Source organism: Nocardia sp. NPDC003693, assembly GCF_053981095.1.
In genome coordinates this window covers 34210-54386 of sequence record NZ_JBSFNO010000047.1, presented here as the reverse complement: position 1 = coordinate 54386, position 20177 = coordinate 34210, and the positions used below count along the sequence as shown (strand labels likewise).

At 70.1% G+C, this 20177-nt stretch carries 19 protein-coding genes; 10 read left to right on the top strand and 9 right to left on the bottom strand.

The window, feature by feature from the left end:
- Positions 1–72: 72 nt before the first annotated feature.
- A complete protein-coding gene (locus ACWDOP_RS34095; RefSeq protein WP_456348344.1) occupies positions 73–1071 on the bottom strand; it encodes a DoxX family membrane protein in 999 nt (332 codons plus the stop codon).
- Positions 1072–1158: 87 nt separating this feature from the next.
- Positions 1159–2286 carry a flavin-containing monooxygenase gene (locus ACWDOP_RS34090; RefSeq protein WP_456348343.1) on the bottom strand — a complete coding sequence of 376 codons (1128 nt, stop codon included), beginning with the start codon at positions 2284–2286 and terminating at the stop codon, positions 1159–1161.
- 236 nt (positions 2287–2522) lie between these two features.
- On the opposite strand from ACWDOP_RS34090, the gene ACWDOP_RS34085 reads away from it, so the two are divergent.
- On the top strand, positions 2523–3293 hold the full coding sequence (locus ACWDOP_RS34085) for an SDR family NAD(P)-dependent oxidoreductase (RefSeq protein WP_456348342.1): 771 nt from the start codon (positions 2523–2525) through the stop codon (positions 3291–3293).
- Positions 3294–3300: 7 nt separating this feature from the next.
- Here ACWDOP_RS34085 and ACWDOP_RS34080 read toward each other — a convergent pair whose 3' ends face one another.
- Positions 3301–3945, bottom strand: coding sequence for a pentapeptide repeat-containing protein (locus ACWDOP_RS34080; RefSeq protein WP_456348341.1), 645 nt, complete (start codon positions 3943–3945; stop codon positions 3301–3303).
- A 214-nt stretch (positions 3946–4159) separates the two neighbouring features.
- On the opposite strand from ACWDOP_RS34080, the gene ACWDOP_RS34075 reads away from it, so the two are divergent.
- Positions 4160–4522: a DUF1304 domain-containing protein gene (locus tag ACWDOP_RS34075; protein WP_454200126.1), complete on the top strand. Its 363-nt coding sequence runs from the start codon at positions 4160–4162 to the stop codon at positions 4520–4522.
- Positions 4523–4719: 197 nt separating this feature from the next.
- Positions 4720–5694, top strand: a complete 975-nt coding sequence (locus ACWDOP_RS34070; protein ID WP_456348340.1) for an alpha/beta hydrolase — start codon at positions 4720–4722, stop codon at positions 5692–5694.
- A gap of 83 nt (positions 5695–5777) precedes the next feature.
- Here the strand turns inward: ACWDOP_RS34070 and ACWDOP_RS34065 are convergent, their stop codons facing one another.
- Positions 5778–7103, bottom strand: a complete 1326-nt coding sequence (locus ACWDOP_RS34065; protein ID WP_456348339.1) for a GDSL-type esterase/lipase family protein — start codon at positions 7101–7103, stop codon at positions 5778–5780.
- 480 nt (positions 7104–7583) lie between these two features.
- Between ACWDOP_RS34065 and ACWDOP_RS34060 the strand changes: the two genes are divergently transcribed.
- A complete protein-coding gene (locus ACWDOP_RS34060; RefSeq protein ID WP_456348338.1) occupies positions 7584–8702 on the top strand; it encodes a glycosyltransferase family 4 protein in 1119 nt (372 codons plus the stop codon).
- Entirely contained in the window at positions 8699–10798 is a 2100-nt protein-coding gene (locus ACWDOP_RS34055) for an amylo-alpha-1,6-glucosidase (protein WP_456348337.1), read from the top strand. The genes ACWDOP_RS34060 and ACWDOP_RS34055 overlap by 4 nt, the downstream gene beginning before the upstream one ends.
- A 60-nt stretch (positions 10799–10858) precedes the next feature.
- Here the strand turns inward: ACWDOP_RS34055 and ACWDOP_RS34050 are convergent, their stop codons facing one another.
- Complete coding sequence (locus tag ACWDOP_RS34050) at positions 10859–11245, bottom strand: winged helix-turn-helix transcriptional regulator (protein WP_456348336.1); 387 nt, start codon at positions 11243–11245, stop codon at positions 10859–10861.
- A gap of 91 nt (positions 11246–11336) precedes the next feature.
- Between ACWDOP_RS34050 and ACWDOP_RS34045 the strand changes: the two genes are divergently transcribed.
- From ACWDOP_RS34045 to ACWDOP_RS34030, 4 genes are all read left to right on the top strand, one after another.
- Positions 11337–11960, top strand: coding sequence for an NADPH-dependent F420 reductase (locus ACWDOP_RS34045; RefSeq protein ID WP_456348335.1), 624 nt, complete (start codon positions 11337–11339; stop codon positions 11958–11960).
- Positions 11961–12160: 200 nt separating this feature from the next.
- Complete coding sequence (locus ACWDOP_RS34040; RefSeq protein ID WP_456348334.1) at positions 12161–13396, top strand: cytochrome P450; 1236 nt, start codon at positions 12161–12163, stop codon at positions 13394–13396.
- A 20-nt stretch (positions 13397–13416) separates the two neighbouring features.
- Positions 13417–14652 carry a cytochrome P450 family protein gene (locus tag ACWDOP_RS34035; protein WP_456348333.1) on the top strand — a complete coding sequence of 412 codons (1236 nt, stop codon included), beginning with the start codon at positions 13417–13419 and terminating at the stop codon, positions 14650–14652.
- Positions 14653–14760: 108 nt separating this feature from the next.
- On the top strand, positions 14761–15354 hold the full coding sequence (locus ACWDOP_RS34030) for a hypothetical protein (RefSeq protein ID WP_456348332.1): 594 nt from the start codon (positions 14761–14763) through the stop codon (positions 15352–15354).
- Between the two features lie 97 nt (positions 15355–15451).
- Here ACWDOP_RS34030 and ACWDOP_RS34025 read toward each other — a convergent pair whose 3' ends face one another.
- Complete coding sequence (locus ACWDOP_RS34025; protein WP_454200116.1) at positions 15452–15943, bottom strand: nitroreductase family deazaflavin-dependent oxidoreductase; 492 nt, start codon at positions 15941–15943, stop codon at positions 15452–15454.
- Between the two features lie 123 nt (positions 15944–16066).
- Between ACWDOP_RS34025 and ACWDOP_RS34020 the strand changes: the two genes are divergently transcribed.
- A complete protein-coding gene (locus ACWDOP_RS34020; RefSeq protein ID WP_454200115.1) occupies positions 16067–16663 on the top strand; it encodes a TetR/AcrR family transcriptional regulator in 597 nt (198 codons plus the stop codon).
- 79 nt (positions 16664–16742) lie between these two features.
- Here ACWDOP_RS34020 and ACWDOP_RS34015 read toward each other — a convergent pair whose 3' ends face one another.
- From ACWDOP_RS34015 to ACWDOP_RS34005, 3 genes are all read right to left on the bottom strand, one after another.
- Positions 16743–17153, bottom strand: a complete 411-nt coding sequence (locus tag ACWDOP_RS34015) for a VOC family protein (RefSeq protein WP_454200114.1) — start codon at positions 17151–17153, stop codon at positions 16743–16745.
- Positions 17154–17222: 69 nt separating this feature from the next.
- Entirely contained in the window at positions 17223–17750 is a 528-nt protein-coding gene (locus ACWDOP_RS34010; protein ID WP_456348331.1) for a winged helix-turn-helix transcriptional regulator, read from the bottom strand.
- Positions 17751–17769: 19 nt separating this feature from the next.
- The gene (locus ACWDOP_RS34005; RefSeq protein WP_456348330.1) at positions 17770–20019 is read right to left on the bottom strand and encodes a molybdopterin-dependent oxidoreductase; all 2250 of its coding nucleotides are present in this window, start codon (positions 20017–20019) and stop codon (positions 17770–17772) included.
- Positions 20020–20177: the final 158 nt, after the last annotated feature.

The following is a 20177-nucleotide window of genomic DNA, read 5'->3' as shown; positions in this document are numbered from 1 at the left end:
CGGGCACGGCCGCCGACGCGGCGCCGATCCGCCCGGACCGCGGCCCGCCGGATCCCGCTGACGCGGGGGTGCTCACCAACGGCTGCGGCGCGCGCGGCGGCGGGTCTTGCGGGCGGCGCGGGTGCCGCGACGTTTGGCGACCGTGCCCAGTTCCGAGCCACGATCGCGGGCCGCCTCGGCCAGTTCCGCGCCGCGATCCTTGGCGGCCTCGGCCAATTCGGCGCCGCGCTCGCGGGCCAGATCCGCCCACTCCGCGCCGCGGACCTTGGCCACCCCGGCCAGTTCGCCGCCGCGTTCGCGGGCCACGTCGCCGAAGTCGGAGCCGCGATGCTTGAGCACCCCGCCCCACTCCACGCCACGATCCTTGAGCGTCTCGCCCAGTTCCGCGCCGCGCTCCTTGAGTACCCCGCCGAGTTCGGCGCCACGTTCCTTGACCACTTCGGCCACCTCGGGCGCGCGATCCTTGACGGTTCGCGCGACCTCCGACCCGCGGTCCTTGACCACCTCGGCTACCTCGGAGCCCCGCTCCTTGACCACCTCGGCGACGTCGGAGCCGCGTTCCTTGGCGACTTCGGCCAGCTGCGCGCCGCGGATCTCGGCGGCGGTGGCCGCGGAACCCGCTCCGGCGGCGGCCTTTTCGGCGAGGGTGCGCAGCAGCGGGGGCCGGCCGCCGTGGTCGGTGGAGGCGATGAGCAGACCACCGAGCAGGCTCAGATCCTTGAGGAAGGCCGTGCGTTTGGCCGAGCGCAGCTCGGGGTTCTGCTCGGCCCAGAAGTCCTGTTCGGTGACCGTGGCGGGAATGACGGTGACCGCCAGGATGGCCGCCGCCAGTCGCGGTGCGCGGCCCAGCGCCAGCAGCAGGCCACCGCCGATCTGCGCGGCCGCGTTCACCCGCACGATGCGCCCGGCGTCGGGCACCTTGGCCGCGTACTGTTCGGGCAACCGGCGCTGGATCTGGGTCACGCGATCGGCGGCGGCCTTCGCGCGCTCCTGCGGATCGGTGAGGGCGTCCAGCCCGTCGACGACGAACGCGGTCGCCAGCAGTGGCCGGGCAAGGCGTCGCATAGCCATGGTGTGAGGTCCTTCCCGAGGGGTGCGTAGACCTTCACGCAGTTACCGGAATCCGGACTCGCAAACGTGGCGGGGAACAATCGCCGGTCAGCGCGCCTTTCCCAGCGCCCGCGCGATGCGGCGGGCGTCGCGGGCGAGTTCGCGGAACATGCCGCTGATCGGGTTGGTGAAGCCGGTGAAATACAGGCCGGGCGCGTTCGGATGCGTCTGTCCGCCATGGACGGTCGGCCTGCCCTGGGCGTCGAGTAGATCGAGGTGCCCGACCAGATCGGTGAGGCCGTGATCGAACCCGGTGGCGGCGATGACGGCCTCGGGCGCGATGCTCGCGCCGCCGGCCAGCAGCACCTTCCCGTTCTCGAAACCGGTGACCGCCGAGACGGTTTCGACCCTACCCGCGCGAATCAGGTCGATGAGGCCGACGTCGATGATCGGCACCGCGCCGTCGGCGAGCAGCCGGGTGTAGGCGTCGGGCGCGGGGCGGGGCAGGCCAAAGGCGGACAGGTCGGGGGTGGTCATCCGGCTCGACAGCGCGATGATCCGGTTGACCAGGGGTACCGGCAGGTGGCGCAGCACGATGCCGGCCGAGCTCTGGCCGATCTTGGGCGCGACCTGGCGGCGCACGAACGTCGGCACGGTCCGCACCGCGAGCAGCACCCGGGACGCGCCGCCCTCGACGAGGTCGACCGCGATCTCGGCGCCGGTGTTGCCGGTGCCGACCACCAGGACCTCGCGGCCGATGTAGGGCGCGGCGTTGCGGTACTTCGAGGAGTGCACGATCTCGCCCGGAAAGTCCTGGCGGCCGGGCCAATCCGGGATCAGCGGGGTGTGGTTGTAGCCGGTGGCCACGACGACCCGATCGGCGGTGATGTCGCCCTGGGCGCTGCGCGCGATCCAGTGGCCGTCCACCCGGTCGAGCCGGTCGATCGTTGTGCCCGAACGCAATTCGATGCGGTGGTGACGCGCGTAGTCGTCGAGATAGCGCACGACGTTCGCGCGCGCGACCCAATCGCCGTACGCGCGTGGGATCTTGAACCCGGGCAGATGCGAGTGCGCGCGAATGGTGTGCAGGTGCAGGCGCTCGTAGTGCCCGCGCCAGGCCGAGCCGACCGTGTACGCCTTGTCGACGATCGTCACGTCGTAGCCGCTGTCGCGCAGACAGGCCGCCACGGCGAGTCCGCCCGGGCCGGCGCCGACGATCAGAACCGATTCACTCACTGGACCACCACTCGCTCAGACCGAACCCGGCAACACGTTTGCGCACGACTATCGCACAGACCGACCCCCGGAAAGGGGCAAGTCGGACAGTTTGTGGTCAGACGTCCAGATTGCCCGGTCGCCGGCACGCGCCCATCCCACGAGCAGAACCAAGCAGTTGCTTGTTTTTCTGCCGTGGGCTACCAATGGAGAGACCCGATCGTCGCGCCCGCCGCGACCCGCACCCGAAGGACACCATGGACGACTTCGCTCACCGGTCCGGCGCCACCGTGGTGCTGGGCGCCAGCGGCGGCCTGGGCGGCGCCATCGCGCGGATGTTCCTGGACCGCGGCAGCGACGTCGCGCTGACCTGGTTCCGTTCGGCGAGCAAGCTGGACCCGGTGCTGGCCGCAGCCGACCAGGCGGGACGACGCGCGCGGGGCTGGCAACTCGATCTGTCGGACGCTGATCTGGTCGCGCGGGTGATCGAGCAGGCCGCCGCCGAGTTCGGCGGCATTCACACCCTGGTCTACGCCGCGGGCCCGCACATTCCGATGCGGCACCTGAGCCGGGTCGCGCCCGCGGACTTCCGGGCGCAGCTCCTGGACGACACCGCGGGCTTCTTCGCCGCCGCGCACGCCGCGCTGCCGTTCCTGCGGGAGAGCGGCGGCAACATCGTCGCGGTCACCACGGCCGCCACCGTGCGGTTCCCCGTGCGCGACGGGCTGTCCAGCGCGCCGAAGGCCGCGGTGGAGGCGCTGATTCGCGGCATCGCGGCCGAGGAGGGCCGGTTCGGGGTGCGCGCGAACTGCGTCGGGCCGGGCATGACGACCGACGGCATGGCCGAAAGGCTCATCGCCGCGGGCGAATTGGACGACCACGCACTCGAGGTGGCGCGCAACAACATTCCACTGCGGCGCTTCGGCGACGCGCAGGACATCGCCGAGGCGGTGTGCTTCCTGGCCTCGGACCGCGCGGACTTCATCAGCGGCCAGAAGCTCGACATCGACGGCGGCTACGGGGTCTAGCGGGGGTCTAGCGGTCCGAGACGACGATGCCCAGGGCGTGCGCCAATGTCGGGGCCAGGTCGAACAGCTGGGCCTGGGCGATGGTCGCGCCCGCCAGTGACTCCACGCCCTCGTAGATGCCCAGCGATCGGGCCCCGCGCAGATCCACCTTCTTCAGCACCGCCTTGCGCATGGACAGCGCCTCGATCTCCGACCCGGGGAAGGTGACCGAGGTCAGCTTGGCCTCGCCGATATCCACGTGGCGCAGCAGGCAATCGACGAACGAGACGTCGGTGAGGGTCGCGCCGCGCAGATTCACCGAATCGAATTTGCAGTTGTAGAACTTCACCCGCCGCAGGCGCGCACCGAAGGCCTCCACCCCGGACAGCGCGTTCATCACCAATTCCGCGTCCAGCCAGGAGGATTCGGTCAGGTCGGCGCGAACCCACTGGGTGCTGTGGATCCAGACGTCGTTGAAGCGGGCGAAGGACAGGGTGCCGCCGGAGACGGTGGTGCCGGAGACGGCGCATTCGGTGAAGCTGGCGCCCCGCATGTTGACGTCGTCGAGGTCGAGGCCGTCGAAGTGGCCGCAGTCGTATTCGCCCTCGATGCCGACCTCGGTGTGCGGTTCCAGATGACGTGCGAACGGCAGGTCGACCAACTCCCGCGGCATGCGGCTCCCTCGATTCGATCGGCGCGGCCCGGTGCCCGCGATATCCGGCCCGTCGACCGTAGACGAGCCCACCGACAACACCGCCCGGCGGGCGCGCGGCGCCCCTGAACCAGACCGACCGGTTCTGGCGCGGCGCGCCGGGCACACGCGATCCCGGAATTTACGATGGGGGGATTCTTCGGCGTCGGTGCGCACGGACGGAAGGCGGTTCGACATGCGGGTTGCGGCTGAGATTCTGGTGGGATTGCTCGCGCTGCTGCACATCTACATCCTGGTGATGGAGATGTTCCTGTGGACCACGCCCCGCGTGCGCGCGGCATTCGGAATGACCGCGGAATTCGCCGAGGACACCAAGGTGCTGGCCGGCAATCAGGGCCTGTACAACGGATTTCTGGCGGCCGGACTGATCTGGGGCCTGGTCGCCGGCGACCCGGTCGGGCGGGCGGCCCAGATCTTCTTCTGCATCTGCGTGGTCGTCGCGGGGGTCTACGGCGGCACCACCGCCAGCAAGCGAATCCTCTATGTTCAGGCGCTGCCGGGCGCCCTGGCATTGACGGCGGTACTGCTCGCCGGGTAAACGATAGCGACGACTGCACCACTGACAGGGACTCGCGCCAGCCCCGAAAAGGAATGTCGAGTAACAATTTCGCCTAGATCAAAGACTTAGGTGAGGATGTACGGTGCAGACCGACGACGTGGCCGACGTTGACCCTTTGGATTGGAATTGACTGTTCGATGAAGTTCTCTGCTCGACGCGGCGCGGCCGCTCTCCGGATGACCGCGATAGCGCTGACCGCCGCACTCTCGGTGGCGACGTTCAGCGGTGTCTCCTCGGCGGAGCCGCAGAAGCCCTCCTCCATCACCTCCGTCAAGAAGGACGGCCGCACCTGGCACCTGAAGGTGTACTCGGCCGCGATGGCCAAGGAGATCACGGTCGACGTGCAGCGCCCGGCCGACGAGTCGGTTCCCGCGCCCAACCTCTACATGCTCAACGGCCTCGACGGCGGTGAGGGCACCGCGAACTGGAAGGCTCGCACCGACGCGCTGCAGTGGCTCTCGGACAAGCCGGTCAACGTCATTCAGCCGATCGGCGGCATGGGCAGCTACTACACCGACTGGATCAAGGAGGATCCGCGACTCGGTGTGAACAAGTGGACCACCTTCTTCACCCAGGAGCTGCCGCCGCTGCTGGACGCGGAGCTGAACTCCACCGGGCTCAACGCGCTGACCGGCCTGTCCACCTCGGGCACCTCGGTGCTGCAGCTGGCCGAGGCCAAGCCGGGCCTGTGGAAGACCGTCGCGGCCTACAGCGGCTGCGCGCAGATCGCCGACCCGGTCGGGCAGCAGTTCGTCAAGCTCTCCGCCGAGACCTGGGCGGGCGGTAAGACCGAGAACATGTACGGACCTTCCGACAGCCCGCTGTGGAAGGAGAACGACCCGGTTCTCAACGCCGAGAAGCTGCGCGGCACGCACCTGTACATCTCCACCGGTAGCGGCATCCCGGTCATGGAGGACGTGCAGTACTACCTGGACAGCGCGCCCGGCATCAGCGGCGTGGTCAACCTGAGCCTCGGCGTCATCATCGAGGCCGCGGTCAACGGCTGCACCGCCAACCTCAAGAACCGCCTGGACGGCCTGGGCATCCCGGCCACCTACCAGTTCAACCCGGTCGGCACGCACTACTGGCCGTACTGGGAGCAGGCGCTGCACGAGTCCTGGCCGCTGCTGGCCCAGGGCATGGGTATCTGAGGGCGAGAGCCACTCTCACACCTGCGACGCGGGCGGGGTCCGATATCGGACCCCGCCCGCGTCGTCGTTCGCGTGGTCGCGGGCTAGTTCGCGCCGCAGCCGTTTGCGCCCAGCGTCGACACATCGATGAGCTCGGCCATGGCCTGATAGCCCGCCGGATTCGGGTGCAGCAGATCGGGTCCGGCGTACCGCGGGTCGAGGCTGTCGGGGTCGGCGGGGTCCTGCAGGGCCGCGGCGAAGTCGATGACCGAGTCCGAGAGGCGCTGGGCGCGAATCCAGTCGTTGACGCGCAGGCGAATCGGGTTCTGGCGGGGTGCGAGGGTGTCGCCGATGAGCGAGTTCCCCGTCGGGGTGAGGGTGCCCAGGTGTACGCGGACCCCGGCGGCGTGCAGGCGCGCGATGAGGGCGGTATATCCGGCCACCAGGCCGTCGTAGTCCGCGCCCAGCGGCGAGTCCAGATCGTTGATGCCCGCCAGCACGATGACATCCGAAACAGCCGCCTGGGCAAGGACATCGGAGTCCAGGCGGGACAGCAGGCTGGGCCCGAACATGGGAATGATGCCGTCGTCGACCAGTTCGTTGCCGGAGATGCCCGCGTTCAGCACGACCAGCGGCAGCCCCGCCGCGTCGATGCGGCGCTGCAGGAAGTCCGGATAGCGGGCGTCGGCGTCGAGGATGCCCGAATGCTGGGGCACGCCCACGTAATCGGCCGAGACGTAACCGTCGGTGATCGAATCCCCCAGGGCCACAACGGCCGACACCGCGGGCGACGCGGTGACCTCCAGCGCCGACACCAGGGGCGCCGAGGTGGTGGTGAGACCGTAGGCCGCGCCGGTGACATCCGTGGTGCTGTCACCGCTGCCGGGCGGGGTGTACCAGCTGGTGGCGTTGGCGTTGAAGTGACCGCTCAGCAGCGGCGCGGCGCCGGGCAGGTACACGCTCACCGCGAGCGATTCCCATGCCGTGGCTGCGAAGTCGATCGGGTCGCTGAGCAGTTCCTGTCCGGCGTCCAGGGTCACCTCGGTACGGCCGCCGAAGGTGATGGGCCGCAGCGATTCCGCCGCGACGGCCGCGCCGGCGCCCCGCTCGGCGACGGTGACCCGGCCGACGGTGAGCGGGAACGGCCGGAATCTGTTGGTCAGCTTGATACGCACCCGGTCCCCGCCCCGATGCGGGGTCACCACGACGCGATAGGTCTGTTCGCCGACCGCGGCGATGGGACGCAGCAGCGGATCCATCAGTCCCAGCGCGTCCGACGGACTGGCCGACCACGCCCCCACCCAGCGCTCCCCCGCGCAGGCGCCGTCCCCGGCGTCGGCTCGCGCCGGCGCCGCGCCGACGGCCCCCGCGACCGTCAGCGCGGCGAGCACTCCGGCACCCATCCGCGCCGAACGCGAATCCTTGTTCATCCCGACCACTTCCATCAGCGACCGCCGGCCCCGGACGGACTGGACGGGCGGTCAGCCTATCCGCGACGCCGGGCCCGCCGTCGGGATTTCGCCCGCTATCGCCGCGGCCGTCCCCCGCGCGAATCCCGGCTCCGGCCTGCCGATCCGACGGCCGTGGCGCTTCGGCGGTCGAATGTCCAGATCGGCAATTTCGCGCACCGGCCCTACCGCGGTGCGCGCGAGGTGGATACGATCGGTGCGCGCGCCCCACCGCTCGAAACGTTTTCCCGCTCGCTGACCTTGCTAATGTTTGGATAGCCGATATCGGTGGAATGATGCTTTCGATTGCCATTCACCTCAACGAGGAGGCACGGAATGAGTTTCGAAGGGCCCGAATCCGAAGACGAATTATCCGATCCGGTTCTCTCCCTTTTTCCTCGCTCGTCCGCATGGCGTTCGACCCGTTCGGAGAACACGACCGAACGGCCCCTGCACATCGTTATGGTCGCTCCGCCCTACTTCGATATTCCACCGGCCGGCTACGGCGGCGTGGAGGCCATCGTGGCCACCCTGGCCGACGAACTGGTCGACCGCGGACACCGCGTCACCCTGCTCGGAGCGGGGCGTGAAGGCACCCGCGCCCGGTTCATCCGGGTGTGGGACGAGGTGCTCACCCATCGGCTCGGCGAGCCGTATCCGGAGATCGTGAACGCGCTCAAGGCAATGCGGGTGATCGAGAAATTACACGCCGAGGATCCGATCGACATCGTCCACGATCACACGTTCGCCGGTCCCGGCAATGCCGCGGCCTATCGAATGATGGGAATCCCCACGGTCGTCACCGTGCACGGTCCGGTCGACGCCGATATGGACGACTATTACCGGTCCTTCGACCACAGCGTGCAACTCGTGGCGATCAGCGACAGGCAGCAGGCCCTGGCCCCGGATTTGAATTGGATCGCCCGGGTACACAATGCGATCTGCCCGGAGGAATGGCCCTTCCGGACCCAGAAAATGGATTACGCGCTGTTCCTGGGCCGCTACGCGCCCTACAAGGGCCCGGATCTGGCGCTGCGCGCCGCGCACGCCGCCGGAATGCGCCTCATCCTCGCGGGCAAGTGCAACGAACCACCGGAGAAGGCGTATTTCGAGGAGGCCGTGCGACCCTTGCTCACCGATTCCGACGACGTGTTCGGCGAAGCCGACGCCACCGCCAAACGCCAGCTGCTCGCGGGCGCGCGCTGCCTGCTGTTCCCGATCTCCTGGGAGGAGCCGTTCGGCATCGTGATGATCGAGGCGATGGTGTGCGGCACCCCGGTGGTCGCCCTGCGCGGCGGCGCGGTCGCCGAGGTCGTCGAGGACGGGGTCACCGGCTTCATCTGCGACGACCCCGAGGAGCTCCCGGTCGCGCTCGCGCGGATCGACGAGATCGATCCGCACGCCTGCCGCGCGCGGGTGGAGGAACTGTTCGCCGCCGATCGCCTGGCCCAGGGCTACGAGGCGGCGTACCGGCGAGCCGTGAGCGCCGGGCCGCAACGGGTTTCGCCCGCGCGCGCCCATCGCATCATGGTGCCCGCGGTGGCCGGGCTGGCGGACGAGATGGTGCCCAGCCGGACATGACGATCTTCAACGCCGGTCAGCCGCCGGTCACCGACGATCGCGGCGGCATCGTGACCATGGTCGAGGCGAGCACGTTCTGTCTGTCGGACGCGCTCGGCGATATGCACGCGGGCACCGCGCAGGGACTGTTCTATCGCGATGCCCGCGTCCTGGCCCGCTGGGAACTGCGACTGGACGGCCGCGCGCCGGAACAGCTTTCGGTGATGATGCCGGAGGCTTTCCGGGCCCGGTTCGTCGCGCGCAAACCGCCGAACCCCGGCGTGGCCGATGCCACGGTGCTGGTGTTGCGCCGGCGCATGATCGGCGACGGCATGCGCGAGATCATCGTGGTGCGCAACCTCGGCGACGAGGACACGGCCATGACGGTCACCCTGCACGCGGACTCCGATTTCGCGGATCTGTTCGCGGTCAAGGAGGGCCGGGTGAACAGCGGCGGCTGCGAGCTGCGGGCCGTGGATCATGTACTGCACCTGAGTGATCGGCACGAGACCGGGCGCGGGCTGACGATCACCGCGACCGGGGATCCGGTCATCCAGCCCGGCACGCTGACGTGGCAGATCGTGGTGCCGCGGCGCGGGGTCTGGGAGACGACGGTGCAGTGCCAGCCGATTCTGGACCACCGCGCGGTGCCGATGAACCTGGCCTGCGAGGACGAGGGCAACCCGTCGAACAAGATCCGCCAGTGGCGTTCCACCGCGACGTCACTGGCCGCCACCGGGCCCGGGCTGACCGCGATACTGCAGCGCACCGAGAGCGATCTGGGCGCGCTGCGCATGGACGATCCCGCCGACGGGACCGCCTACGTCGCGGCGGGCGCGCCCTGGTTCATGGCGCTGTTCGGGCGCGACAGCCTGCTCACCTCGTGGATGGCGCTGCTGCTCGACTCCGATCTGGCGCTGGGCACACTGCGCCAGCTCGCGAAACTGCAAGGCACGGGGGTGAATCCGCTCACCGAGGAGGAGCCCGGCAAGATCATGCACGAGATGCGGCACGGGCCCGGCGGTGATCAGGTGCTGGGTGGGTCGGTCTACTACGGCACCTCCGACGCGACGCCGCTGTTCGTCATGCTGCTGGCCGAGTGCCGGCGCTGGGGTGTCGATCAGGCCGCGATCGCGGAGCTGCTCCCGGCCGCGGACGCCGCGCTGGCGTGGATCGACGAGTACGGCGACGCCGACGGCGACGGGTTCGTGGAGTATCAGCGCAAGACCGATCGCGGGCTGGCGAACCAGGGCTGGAAGGACAGCTGGGACGCCATCAGTTTCGCGGACGGGCACCTGGCCGATCCGCCGATCGCGCTGTGCGAGGTCCAGGGCTACGTGTACGCCGCGCGGCTGGGCCGGGCCGAGATCGCCGAGGACGCGGGCGACACCGCGACCGCGGATCGGCTGCGCGAGCAGGCGCGGGAGCTGAGAACCCGCTTCGACGAAGCGTTCTGGCTGCCCGAGCGCGGCTGGTACGCGATGGCGCTGGACGCGGCCAAACGCCCGGTGGACGCCCTCGGCAGCAATGTCGCGCAGCTGCTGTGGACCGGCATCGTTCCCGACGAGCGCGCCGCGGTGCTCATCGAGCGGCTCGCGAGCGCCGACATGGACAGCGGCTTCGGGTTGCGGACCCTGTCCGCGGCGATGGGGCGCTTCAATCCCATGGGTTACCACAACGGTTCGGTGTGGCCGCACGACACCGCCATCGCGGTCGCGGGTCTGCTGCGCTACGAACACGTTCCGGGCGCGTGGGAGCTGGCAGAACGGCTCGCGGGCGGGCTGCTCGAGGCGATTCGCGATTTCGGATCCCGGCCGCCTGAGCTGTTCTGCGGCTTCGATCGCGGCGAGTTCCGTTCGCCCGTACCGTATCCCACCTCGTGCTCCCCGCAGGCGTGGGCCAGTGCGGCGCCGTTGCTGCTGCTGCGCTCGTTCCTGGGGTTGTCCCCGAACGTCCCGCGGCGGACGCTGATCGTGCTGCCGCGACTGCCCGAGCGCGCGGGCCGGGTCCGGCTGGCGGATCTGCGGCTGGGGACGGCGACGGTCACCATCGAGGCCGAGGGCAGCGCGGTCACGGTCGAGGGACTGCCCTCGGACTGGAATCTCGTGCAGCCCTGAGCGATACCGGGTGCGCGCCGCCGGCCCGGTGACACGCGACCGTCGGCGTGGTGCGCGGACCTACCCGCCGTAGCGGCGCAGCGATTCGGCCGCGGCGTCCTGGGCGTCGAGGAGTTCGTCACCGTGGGCGGTGGCCCAGGCCGCCAGGGCGCGCAGGGGGCCGTCCACGAGAGACGTTCCGAGGGCGGTCAGCTCGTAGTCGACCCGGGGCGGGGCGGCGGGGACGGCGCGGCGGCGGACGAGACCGTTGGCCAGCAGACGCAGCAGCGCCTCGGTGAGGGGTTTGTCGCGGAGTCCGCCGATGGCCGTGCGCAATTCGGCGCGCCGGCGCGGCCCCTCGTGCAGGGCCGCCAGGATCACCGGGTCCCAGGTGTGCGCGAACAGGTCGGTGGCCGCGCGCATGCGGCAGTCGGCCACGGGTTCGCAGCGGTCGTCGGGACGGGTCACGAGTCCATGATCGCGCATCACGCGCGCACCGATCGGTGCGCATCGGATTGCCTAGCGTGGCCGACGCCGATCACGAGCGAAGGAGCGGGCGATGCGAATCACCATTTTGGGTACGGGGACACTGGCCGGGGCGCTGGGGGGCCGCTGGGTGCGGGCCGGGCACGAGGTGACAGTGGCGGGACGATCGGCCGACCGGGCCGGGGACCTGGCCCGGCGGCTGGGTGCACGGGCTATCGCCCCCGGCGCCGCGGTCGCCGGGGCGGACGCGGTACTGCTGGCGGTCTCGTGGAGCGGGGTGGCACAGACGCTGGCGAGCGTGCGGGCCGAGAGCGGAAGCCTCGGCGGCACAGCGCTGATCGATCCGACCAACGCCATCGATCACGGCGTCGGGGCGCTGCTCACCCCGCCGGGCGGTTCGGGCGCGCAGCACATCGCCGCCCTCGCGCCCGGGGCGCGAGTGGTGAAGGCGTTCCATCTGTTTCCCGCGAGCCAGTGGACCGATCCGGCCGATTCGCCTGTCACGGTGGCGATCTGCGGTGACGACCCGCGAGCGCTGGACACCGCCGGGACTTTGATCCGCGATGTCGGCGCGACGCCGGCGGTCCTGGGCTCGCTCGCGCGAGCGCGCCAGCTCGAAGAGGTCGCGGGTTTCGCCATCGGGCTGGCGTTCCAGGGCATCGACCCGCGGCGCGCACTGCCCGGTGCGGCCGCGTAGGCACATCGAAGTACTACGCGCGCAAGGCATCTCGTGCTGTCTCGCGGCGTGGGTCTTCATGACGCGGATTGCGCTGCGGGGCAATCGCTCTATGCGTACGGTAGCTAACGATATCGTGAAGCCCTTCCGGGACAAGGGGAATGAATCGTCCCGGTTGACCGCACCCGCCATCCGCCCACGACCACCTTGGGAATCCCACCGTGACCCCTTCCTATCCGTCCGGACCGCCGCAGCGGTCCCCGGAGCCGATGTACACCAGCGAATTCGCGCAGGACCCGCACGCGGCGTATACGCGGTGGCGCGCGAACCACGGGTCACTCGTACCGGTCGAACTCGCACCGGGCGTCCCGGCCACCCTGGTGGTCGGGTACGCCACCGCGTTGCGAATCCTCAACGACCCCGCGCACTTTCCCGCGGATCCGCGGGGCTGGCAGACCTCGGTGGACCCGGGCTGCCCGATCCTGCCGATGATGGAGTGGCGGCCCAACGCGCTGCGCAGCAGCGGGCACGAACACGCCCGCTACCGAGCCGCCAACGTGGCGGCGCTCGGCACGGTCGACCTGCACGGCATGCGCGCGGTCATCGAGAAGTTCGCCGATCCGCTGATCGCGCAGCTCGACAGCGGGGAGGCGCCGGGCCCGCAGGCCACGGCGGATCTGCTGGGTCGCTACATCTATCCGCTCATCCATCAGGTGCTGGCGTACGTGCTCGGTTTCGACGACGACACCAACGAACAGGTCAGTGCCGGAATGGCATTGATGTTCGACGCCACCGCCGACTCCGCCGCGGGCAACGCCATGCTCATCGCCGCGCTCGTGGAGCACCTCGAGCGCAAACGCGCGTGCCCGGGCGCCGACGTCACCTCGCGCATGCTCGGCGCGGCCGACCTGGACACCGAGGAGCTCATCCACCAGCTGGTGACCCTGCACGGGGCGGGCAGTGAACCGCAGGTGCACCTGATCGCCAACACGCTGCTGCTGATGATGACCGACGAGCGGTTCGCCGGCGATCTCATCGGCGGCAGTCTGCTCACCCGCGACGCGCTCGACGAGGTGCTGTTCACCAATCCGCCGCTGGCCAACTTCTGCACCACCTATCCCCCGCAGCCGACCCTGATCGACGACACCTGGCTGCCCGCGCATCAACCGGTGGTGATCAGCATGGCCGCGTGCAACGCCGACCCGAGCATTCACACCGATCGCACCCAGCACATCGGCAATCGCTCCCACCTGGCGTGGAGCGCCGGGCCGCATCGATGCCCGGCCCAGCACCTGGGCTATCAGATCGCCGTCGACGCGATCGACCACCTGCTCGATGTCCTGCCGGACCTGCGGCTGGCGGTCGCCACCGCCGAATTGAACTGGCGGCCCGGCCCGTTCCACCGGGCGCTGACCGCGCTGCCGGTCACCTTCCCCCGATCCACGCATCCGAATTAGTTCAACGAGTGAGGAATACGATGACCGAGACACCGCTGGTTCTGGATCCGACCGGCAAAGACATCCAGGGCGAATCCGCGCGCATCCGCGCCCGCGGCCCGGTCACCCTCGTCGAGCTGCCCGGCGAGGTGCGCGCGTGGTCGATCACCGATCAGGACATCCTGCACTCGCTGCTGCGCGACCCGCGGGTGTCCAAGGATGCCCGCCAGCACTGGCCCGCGTTCATCTCCGGCGAGGTGGGCCCGGACTGGCCGCTCTACACCTGGGTCGCGGTCTCGAACATGTTCACCGCGTACGGGAAGGACCACACCCGCCTGCGCAAACTCGTGCAGCCCGCGTTCACCGGACGGCGCACCCAGGCCCTGCGCCCCCGGGTGGAAGCCCTGGCGGCGGAGCTGCTGGACCAGCTCGCGCAGACCCCGCCCGGTCAGCCGGTCGACCTGCGCGAGGCGTTCTGCTACCCGCTGCCGATCGCGGTGATCTCCGAGCTGATGGGCGTGCCCGAATCCCTGCACGCGGGTCTGCGGGTGTGCGTCGACGGCATCTTCGACACCTCGCTGACCGCGGAACAGGCGTACGCCAATTTCGGTGAGATGCAACGGATCCTGCACGAGCTGGTGGCCTACCGCCGCGACAATCCCGGCGACGACATGACCAGCGTCCTGATCACCCATCGGGACGAGGACGACGGCTCCATGCTGACCGAACAGGAACTGGTCGACACCCTGCTGCTGGTCATCAGCGCGGGCCACGAGACCACCGTCAACCTGCTCGACCAGGCCATCTACCTGCTGCTGACCCAGCCCGAGCAGTACGCCAAGGTCGCCGCGGGAACCGTGTCGTGGAGCGATGTCGTGGAAGAGGCGCTGCGATTCGAGGCCCCGGTGGCACATCTTCCGCTGCGCTACGCCGTCGAGGACCTGGATATCGACACCCCCGCCGGCCCGGTCCGCATCGCTCAGGGCGAACCCATCCTGGCCGCCTACGCCGCCGCGGGCCGCGATCCCAAGGTGCACGGCGATACCGCCGACGAGTTCGACGTGGCGCGAGAACTGAAGGCGCACATGTCCTTCGGCTACGGCGCCCACCTGTGCCTGGGTGCTCCACTGGCTCGCCTGGAGGCGCACATAGCCCTGTCCGCGCTCTTCGAGCGCTTCCCGGCCATGCGCCTGGCCAAGGACCCCGCCGAGCTCGGCACGACGAGCTCGTTCATCTCCAACGGCCACGACAGCCTGCCGGTGTACCTCGGCTCCTGACCCCGCGCATCCGGCGGGCGGGGCGATTCCCGCCCGCCCGCCGGAGGTTCCGGATCGCGACACGTGATCGCAATATCGATCGGGTCGCGACGGTGGCAGGATGCGGGTGTGGGTGACTTCTTCGAACGGATCGTCGATCTCGAGGTGAGCGCGGGCGAGGCCGAGGCCGCCGGCGCGAGCGTGATCGAGTGGATGGTGTCCCGGGGGTGGCTGACGCGGGAGACCTCGGGTGAGACCATGTACAGCCGGCATGCCGAGGAGGGGTTCGTCGCGGGCCCGGGGTGGGCCGAGATCGCCGGGAACTGGGGCGCGGACTGGATTCCGGGGCCGGTCGCGGTGATCACCGGCAGGCACGCCCACTACGGCGGGCAGGGGGAGATCGAGCCGGCCGCGGCGCTGTGCCCGCGGTGCGACGCCAGGACCGTGATCATCGACTACCCGCAGCGGTGGGAGGCCGATCCCGCGGTGTGGCAACCTTTCTCCGAGGCCATCGAGGCGTGGGAGCACACCGGCGAAGGGGCGGCGGCCTGCCCCGCCTGCGGCGCGTCGAGCCCCATCACCGAGTGGCGGTGGGCCGACGAGATGGCGCTGGCGACACTGGCTTTCGACTTCTGGGGCTGGCCGCCGCTCACCGACGCGTTCGTCGCCGAGTGCGCGGCGCGACTCGGCCGTCCCGTCGCGCGCCAGAGCGGCAAGTTCTGAAGCGTGACAGCGTGATTCGGGCGGGCACCACGCACCCCGGCCGCCCGTAGCCGGGGTTCGCTACGCGACCGGGACACGGCCGCACCGGATTCGGCGCCTACGCCGCGCGGCGGCGCAGAACGAAGACCGGGATCTCGCGGGTGGTCCAGGACTGGTAGGTGTCGAAGTCGGCGTAGATCTCCACCAGCAGCGGCCACAGGCGCGCGCGTTCGGCGGCGGTGGCCAGGTCCGCGCGGACCGCGCGATGCTCGCGGCCGATGCGAATGTGCGCCTCGGGGTTGGCGCGCAGGTTGTGATACCAGTTCGGGTTCTTGGTCAGGCCGCCCTGGGACGCCACGATGACGATGTCGTCGCCGTCGCGCAGGTAGAGCAGGGGCGAGGTGTAGTCCCGGCCGGACTTGGCGCCGCGATGTTCGAGCAGCAGGGTGTCGACCGGTTTGCGGAAGCCCGCGCCGATCCGCCATTTGCCGCCGATCCGGCCGCCGGTGCGTTTGAAGACCCATACCTGGGCCCGGCCCATGATCCGGAACATGGTCGGGAGCGAGGGGTGATCGAGTTGTTTGGGACGCGGGGGCGGGGTACCGGCCATGGTCTTCCTTCCGTCGAAGCACGATGACCATACATCGGTAACCATGTGTATGGTCAAGACGGAGCGGCGGTGACCCGGTACCGTCGACCACGATCGTTCCGACGACTAGGGAGGCAGCGTCCGGTGCGCACGCACGGTTGGTCGGGAGCGGCGCCCGTCGACGACGACGAGGCCGTCGCCCGCATCCTCGCCTCGGCCCGGCGGGCCATCGACGTCTCGGGCAGCGACATCAGCATCGCCGAGGTGGCCCGCGATCTCGGCGTCACCCGCCAGACGGTCTACCGCTACTTCCCCGGCGCCGAAGCGCTGCTCACCGCGACGGCCATCGCGCACACCGGCGAGTTCCTGGACGTGCTGGCCGACCATCTGCGCGAGATCCGCGATCCCGCCGAGGCCGTGGTGGAGGGCATCGCCTACACCCTGGAACGGCTGCCGCACGAGAAGTACCTCAACCTGCTGCTCACCCCGGGCCGCGCGAGCGCGTTCTCCGCGGGCGTGACCTCCGATGTCGCCCTGACCTTCGGACGGTCCATCCTGGACCGGTACGCGGTGGACTGGGCGGCCGCCGGCCTGTCCGGCCCGGCGCTGGACGAACTCGCCGAACACATGCTGCGCGTGGTGCAGTCGTTCGTCATCGACCCGGGCCGCCCGCCCCGGCACGGCGCGGAACTGCGCCGCTACCTGCACGAGTGGGTCGCCCCGGCGCTCGTGCGCCGCTGACCGGGCCGGCCGGGAACGACGCCGGACGCGCCGCGGTCCCGGCCACCGCGGCGCACTCCGGAGCGAAAAACGTTCGCGCTCAGGCCAATTCGTTGATGCGAACCTGATTGCCCGCCGGGTCGCGGAACGCGCAGTCGCGAATCCCGTAGGGCTGCTCGGTGGGTTCCTGCACGACCTCGGCGCCGGTGGCCTGCACCCGCTCGAACACCGCGTCGAGATCCTTGGCCGCCAGCACGATCGTGGCGAAGGTGCCCTTGGCCATCATCTCGGCGATGGTGCCGCGCTCGGCGTCGGTGATGCCGGGATCGCCGTTCACCGGGTGCAGCACGATCGAGGTGGCGGGCTGATCGGGCGGGCCGACGGTGATCCACCGCAGACCGTTGTAGCCCACGTCCTGGCGCACCTCGAAGCCGAGCTGGTCCCGGTAGAAGGCGATCGCGGCGTCCGCGTCGTCGTGGGGCAGGAAGCTGGATTGAATGGTGAGTGTCATGCCGACAACGCTAGGAGCGGCACCGGCGCCGGCGCTTCTCGATTCCTGACCGGTCTCCGCGCGCCGCGCTCACGCGGGTGCGGCGTCGTCCACCCGGCCGGGATCGTCGAACCGCCCCGTGGCCAGGGCCGAGTCGCGATGGCGGGCGGGAAAGCCCGGGCCCAGGCGCACGGACATGTCGGCGTGTTCCAGGGGTTCGCGGCAGTGCGCGCACACCACCTCGGCGTGGGTGTCGTGCGCGCAGGCGGTGTGATGCAGGATGACCGGCGGCCCGGCCTCGGGCGCCAGCCAGCGATCACCCCAGCGCATCATGGCCGCGATGACGGGGAAGAAGTCGCGGCCCTGCTCGGTGAGGCGGTATTCGTAGCGCGGCGGCCGATCCTGATAGCGGACGCGCTCGAGCAGATTCTCCTGCACCAGCCGGGTCAGGCGCTGGGTCAGGATGTTGCGGCTCAAGCCCAGCGTGCGCTCGAAGTCGTCGAAACGTGTGGCCCCGTAGAAGGATTCGCGCAGGATCAGCGGCGTCCACCAGTCCCCGATGAGGTCGACGGTACGCGCCACCGTGCACGGCCAGTTCGCGAAGGTCGTACGTTTCATTCGGGCACGCTGTCCGGACTCATACCGGCACCATATCCAAACGGGCGGGCACGTACTTGTGCCACGGGGTGCCGACCCATTCGTCGCGCGAGTCGAACTCGGTGAGCTCGTTGGGCGCGACCCCGGTCGTCACCGATACCCCGTCGGGGCCGGTGACCGAGAGCCCGAAGCCGTTCGGCAGCGACAGATGCCCGGGCCGCATGCGATCGGTGGGCTCGACCGGAACCTCGGTGCTGCCGCGCCGGGTGGTGACCCGCACCAGATCGCCGGCGCGCAGGCCCAGGGCTTCGGCATCTACGACGCTCAGGCGCAGGGTGCCGCCGCCGTCGCGTTTGCGCCAGCGCGGATCGCGCACGATCGTGTTGGCGGTGAAGGCGCGGCGCTCGCCCGCGGACAGGACGAACGGCCAGTCGGCGGAATCCCCGTCGACCTCGGGCAGATCGGCCAGCACCGCCAGCAGCTCGGGGACGACCAGGCGAATCGTGCTGTCGCGCAGCCGGTTCCAGGTCACCTCGTAGTCGTCCTCGGTGATGACGATCCCGTGCTCACCGGCGAGGATGGCCTCGAAGAGCCGCTCGCCCGCGGACAGACCCGTTCCGTACCCGGCGCGTTCGACGCTCTCGGGGAACTTGCGCACGCAGTTGTAGGCCGCGGCCCACAGCAGCGCCGCCCCCGCCGCGCCGTCGGGCAGGGTGGGCCCGAGGGTCCGATACAGCAGCACGGGTGCGAGTTTCGCGCGGCGCGGATCCGCCAGCACGCCGAGGAAGGCCATGGCGAACGCCTCGCGGCCCTGCTCGAGCGCGGCGCGCAGCGGCGCGTAATCGTCCTCGGACAGCGCCCCGGCCGCTTCGACCAGCCGGGCGTGGATCTCGGGTTCGGCCAGCACGCCCGCGGGCGCGGGCAGCACCGGGTGGCGCAGGTGGAAGATGTTGCGCGGGAAGTCGAAGTTGAAGAAGGTCGCCTCGTACTTCTCGAACTGCGTCGCCGCGGGCAGCACGTAGTCGGCCTCGCGCGCGGTCTCGGTCATGGCCACGTCGATGACCACCACCAGTTCGAGCGAGCGCAGCGCAGCGCGCATGCGCGCCGAATCCGCCAGCGAGTGCACCGGATTGCTGCTCTCCACGACCATGGCCCGGTAGCGCGCGGGATGGTCGGTGAGGATCTCCTCGGTGATCACATTGCACGGCACCAGGCCGCTGATGATCGGCGCGCCCGCGACCGGGGACCGGGGCCCCTCCCCGGCCGGGTGGCCGCGATCGTGGCCGAGCGCGGCCATACCGGTGAAGGCGTACTGGGTGCCGGGCTTGCCGACGTTGCCGGTCAGCAGCCACACCAGCTTCTCCACGTAGCTGACCACGGTGGAGTAGCGGTTCATCTGCACCCCGAGATCCTCGAGCGCGGCCACCGACCGCGCCCGGGCCAGCCGGTGCGTGGCCGCGGTCACCAGCTCGAGGTCGACATCGGCGGTGGCGCAGTACTTCTCGATGGGCACCGCGCGCAACACGGCCAGCACCTCGTCCAGGCCCTCGGCCCGTTCGGCGAGCCAGGCGCGGTCCAGCAGGTCGTCGCGCACCAGGATCGCGGCCATGGCCGAGAGCAGGTACACATCGGTGCCGGGGCGCAGCTGCAGGTGGAAGTCGGCCAGTTCGGCGGTCTCGGTGCGCACCGGATCCAGCACGATCATGGACCGCTCCGGATCGCGCGCGATCTCCTTCAGGACCGTGCGCGCTCGCGGAAACCCGTGTGACTGATAGGGATTCTTGCCGACGAAGAACGCCACCTCGGCGTGCTCGACGTCGGCGCGCATCGGGTAGCCGAACATCCGGGCGCCCACCCAGAAGTCGCCGGTCTTCTCCTGGGCCAGGGCGCTCGAGCGATAGCGCATGCCGAAGGCGGCCATGGTCGCCGGGGCGTAGGCCCCGCCCAGGTGATTGCCCTGCCCGCCGCCGCCGTAGTAGAAGATCGATTCGCCGCCGTAGCGCAGCGCGACCTCTTGCAGTCGCGCGGTGATGTCGGAAATCGCGGTGTCCCAATCGATTTCCTCGTACTCGCCGTCCGCGCGGCGGCGCAGCGGCGTGGTGATCCGCCCGGTGCGCCCGTTCTGGTAGTGGTCCAGCTGCAGCGCCTTGTTGCAGGTGTAGCCCGCCGAGGCCGGGTGCAGTTTGTCACCGCGGATCTTCTCGAACGAGCGCCCGTCCGGCCCGAGGCGGACCTGGATACCGCAGTTGCACTCGCACAGGATGCAGGCCGTGGGCTTCCACTCACTCATCGGCCCAGCGTAAGCCAGTCAGTTCACAAACGCTACCGACTTCGCCGAATCGATTCCCGTACGCTCGACACCGACGCACGAGCACCAGCCCGAACAGCACGAACCGGACGATCCACCGGACCGTCCCGACCCGTGAGAGGCGATCCGTGAGCACTGCG

Coding starts and splice junctions, on each gene's coding strand:
- ACWDOP_RS34095 (WP_456348344.1), bottom strand. CDS start 1,071: ATGGCTATGCGACGCCTTGCCCGGCCACTGCTGGCGACCGCGTTCGTC.
- ACWDOP_RS34085 (WP_456348342.1), top strand. CDS start 2,523: ATGGACGACTTCGCTCACCGGTCCGGCGCCACCGTGGTGCTGGGCGCC.
- ACWDOP_RS34080 (WP_456348341.1), bottom strand. CDS start 3,945: ATGCCGCGGGAGTTGGTCGACCTGCCGTTCGCACGTCATCTGGAACCG.
- ACWDOP_RS34075 (WP_454200126.1), top strand. CDS start 4,160: ATGCGGGTTGCGGCTGAGATTCTGGTGGGATTGCTCGCGCTGCTGCAC.
- ACWDOP_RS34070 (WP_456348340.1), top strand. CDS start 4,720: ATGACCGCGATAGCGCTGACCGCCGCACTCTCGGTGGCGACGTTCAGC.
- ACWDOP_RS34065 (WP_456348339.1), bottom strand. CDS start 7,103: ATGAACAAGGATTCGCGTTCGGCGCGGATGGGTGCCGGAGTGCTCGCC.
- ACWDOP_RS34060 (WP_456348338.1), top strand. CDS start 7,584: ATGGTCGCTCCGCCCTACTTCGATATTCCACCGGCCGGCTACGGCGGC.
- ACWDOP_RS34055 (WP_456348337.1), top strand. CDS start 8,699: ATGACGATCTTCAACGCCGGTCAGCCGCCGGTCACCGACGATCGCGGC.
- ACWDOP_RS34045 (WP_456348335.1), top strand. CDS start 11,337: ATGCGAATCACCATTTTGGGTACGGGGACACTGGCCGGGGCGCTGGGG.
- ACWDOP_RS34035 (WP_456348333.1), top strand. CDS start 13,417: ATGACCGAGACACCGCTGGTTCTGGATCCGACCGGCAAAGACATCCAG.
- ACWDOP_RS34025 (WP_454200116.1), bottom strand. CDS start 15,943: ATGGCCGGTACCCCGCCCCCGCGTCCCAAACAACTCGATCACCCCTCG.
- ACWDOP_RS34015 (WP_454200114.1), bottom strand. CDS start 17,153: ATGACACTCACCATTCAATCCAGCTTCCTGCCCCACGACGACGCGGAC.
- ACWDOP_RS34010 (WP_456348331.1), bottom strand. CDS start 17,750: ATGAAACGTACGACCTTCGCGAACTGGCCGTGCACGGTGGCGCGTACC.
- ACWDOP_RS34005 (WP_456348330.1), bottom strand. CDS start 20,019: ATGAGTGAGTGGAAGCCCACGGCCTGCATCCTGTGCGAGTGCAACTGC.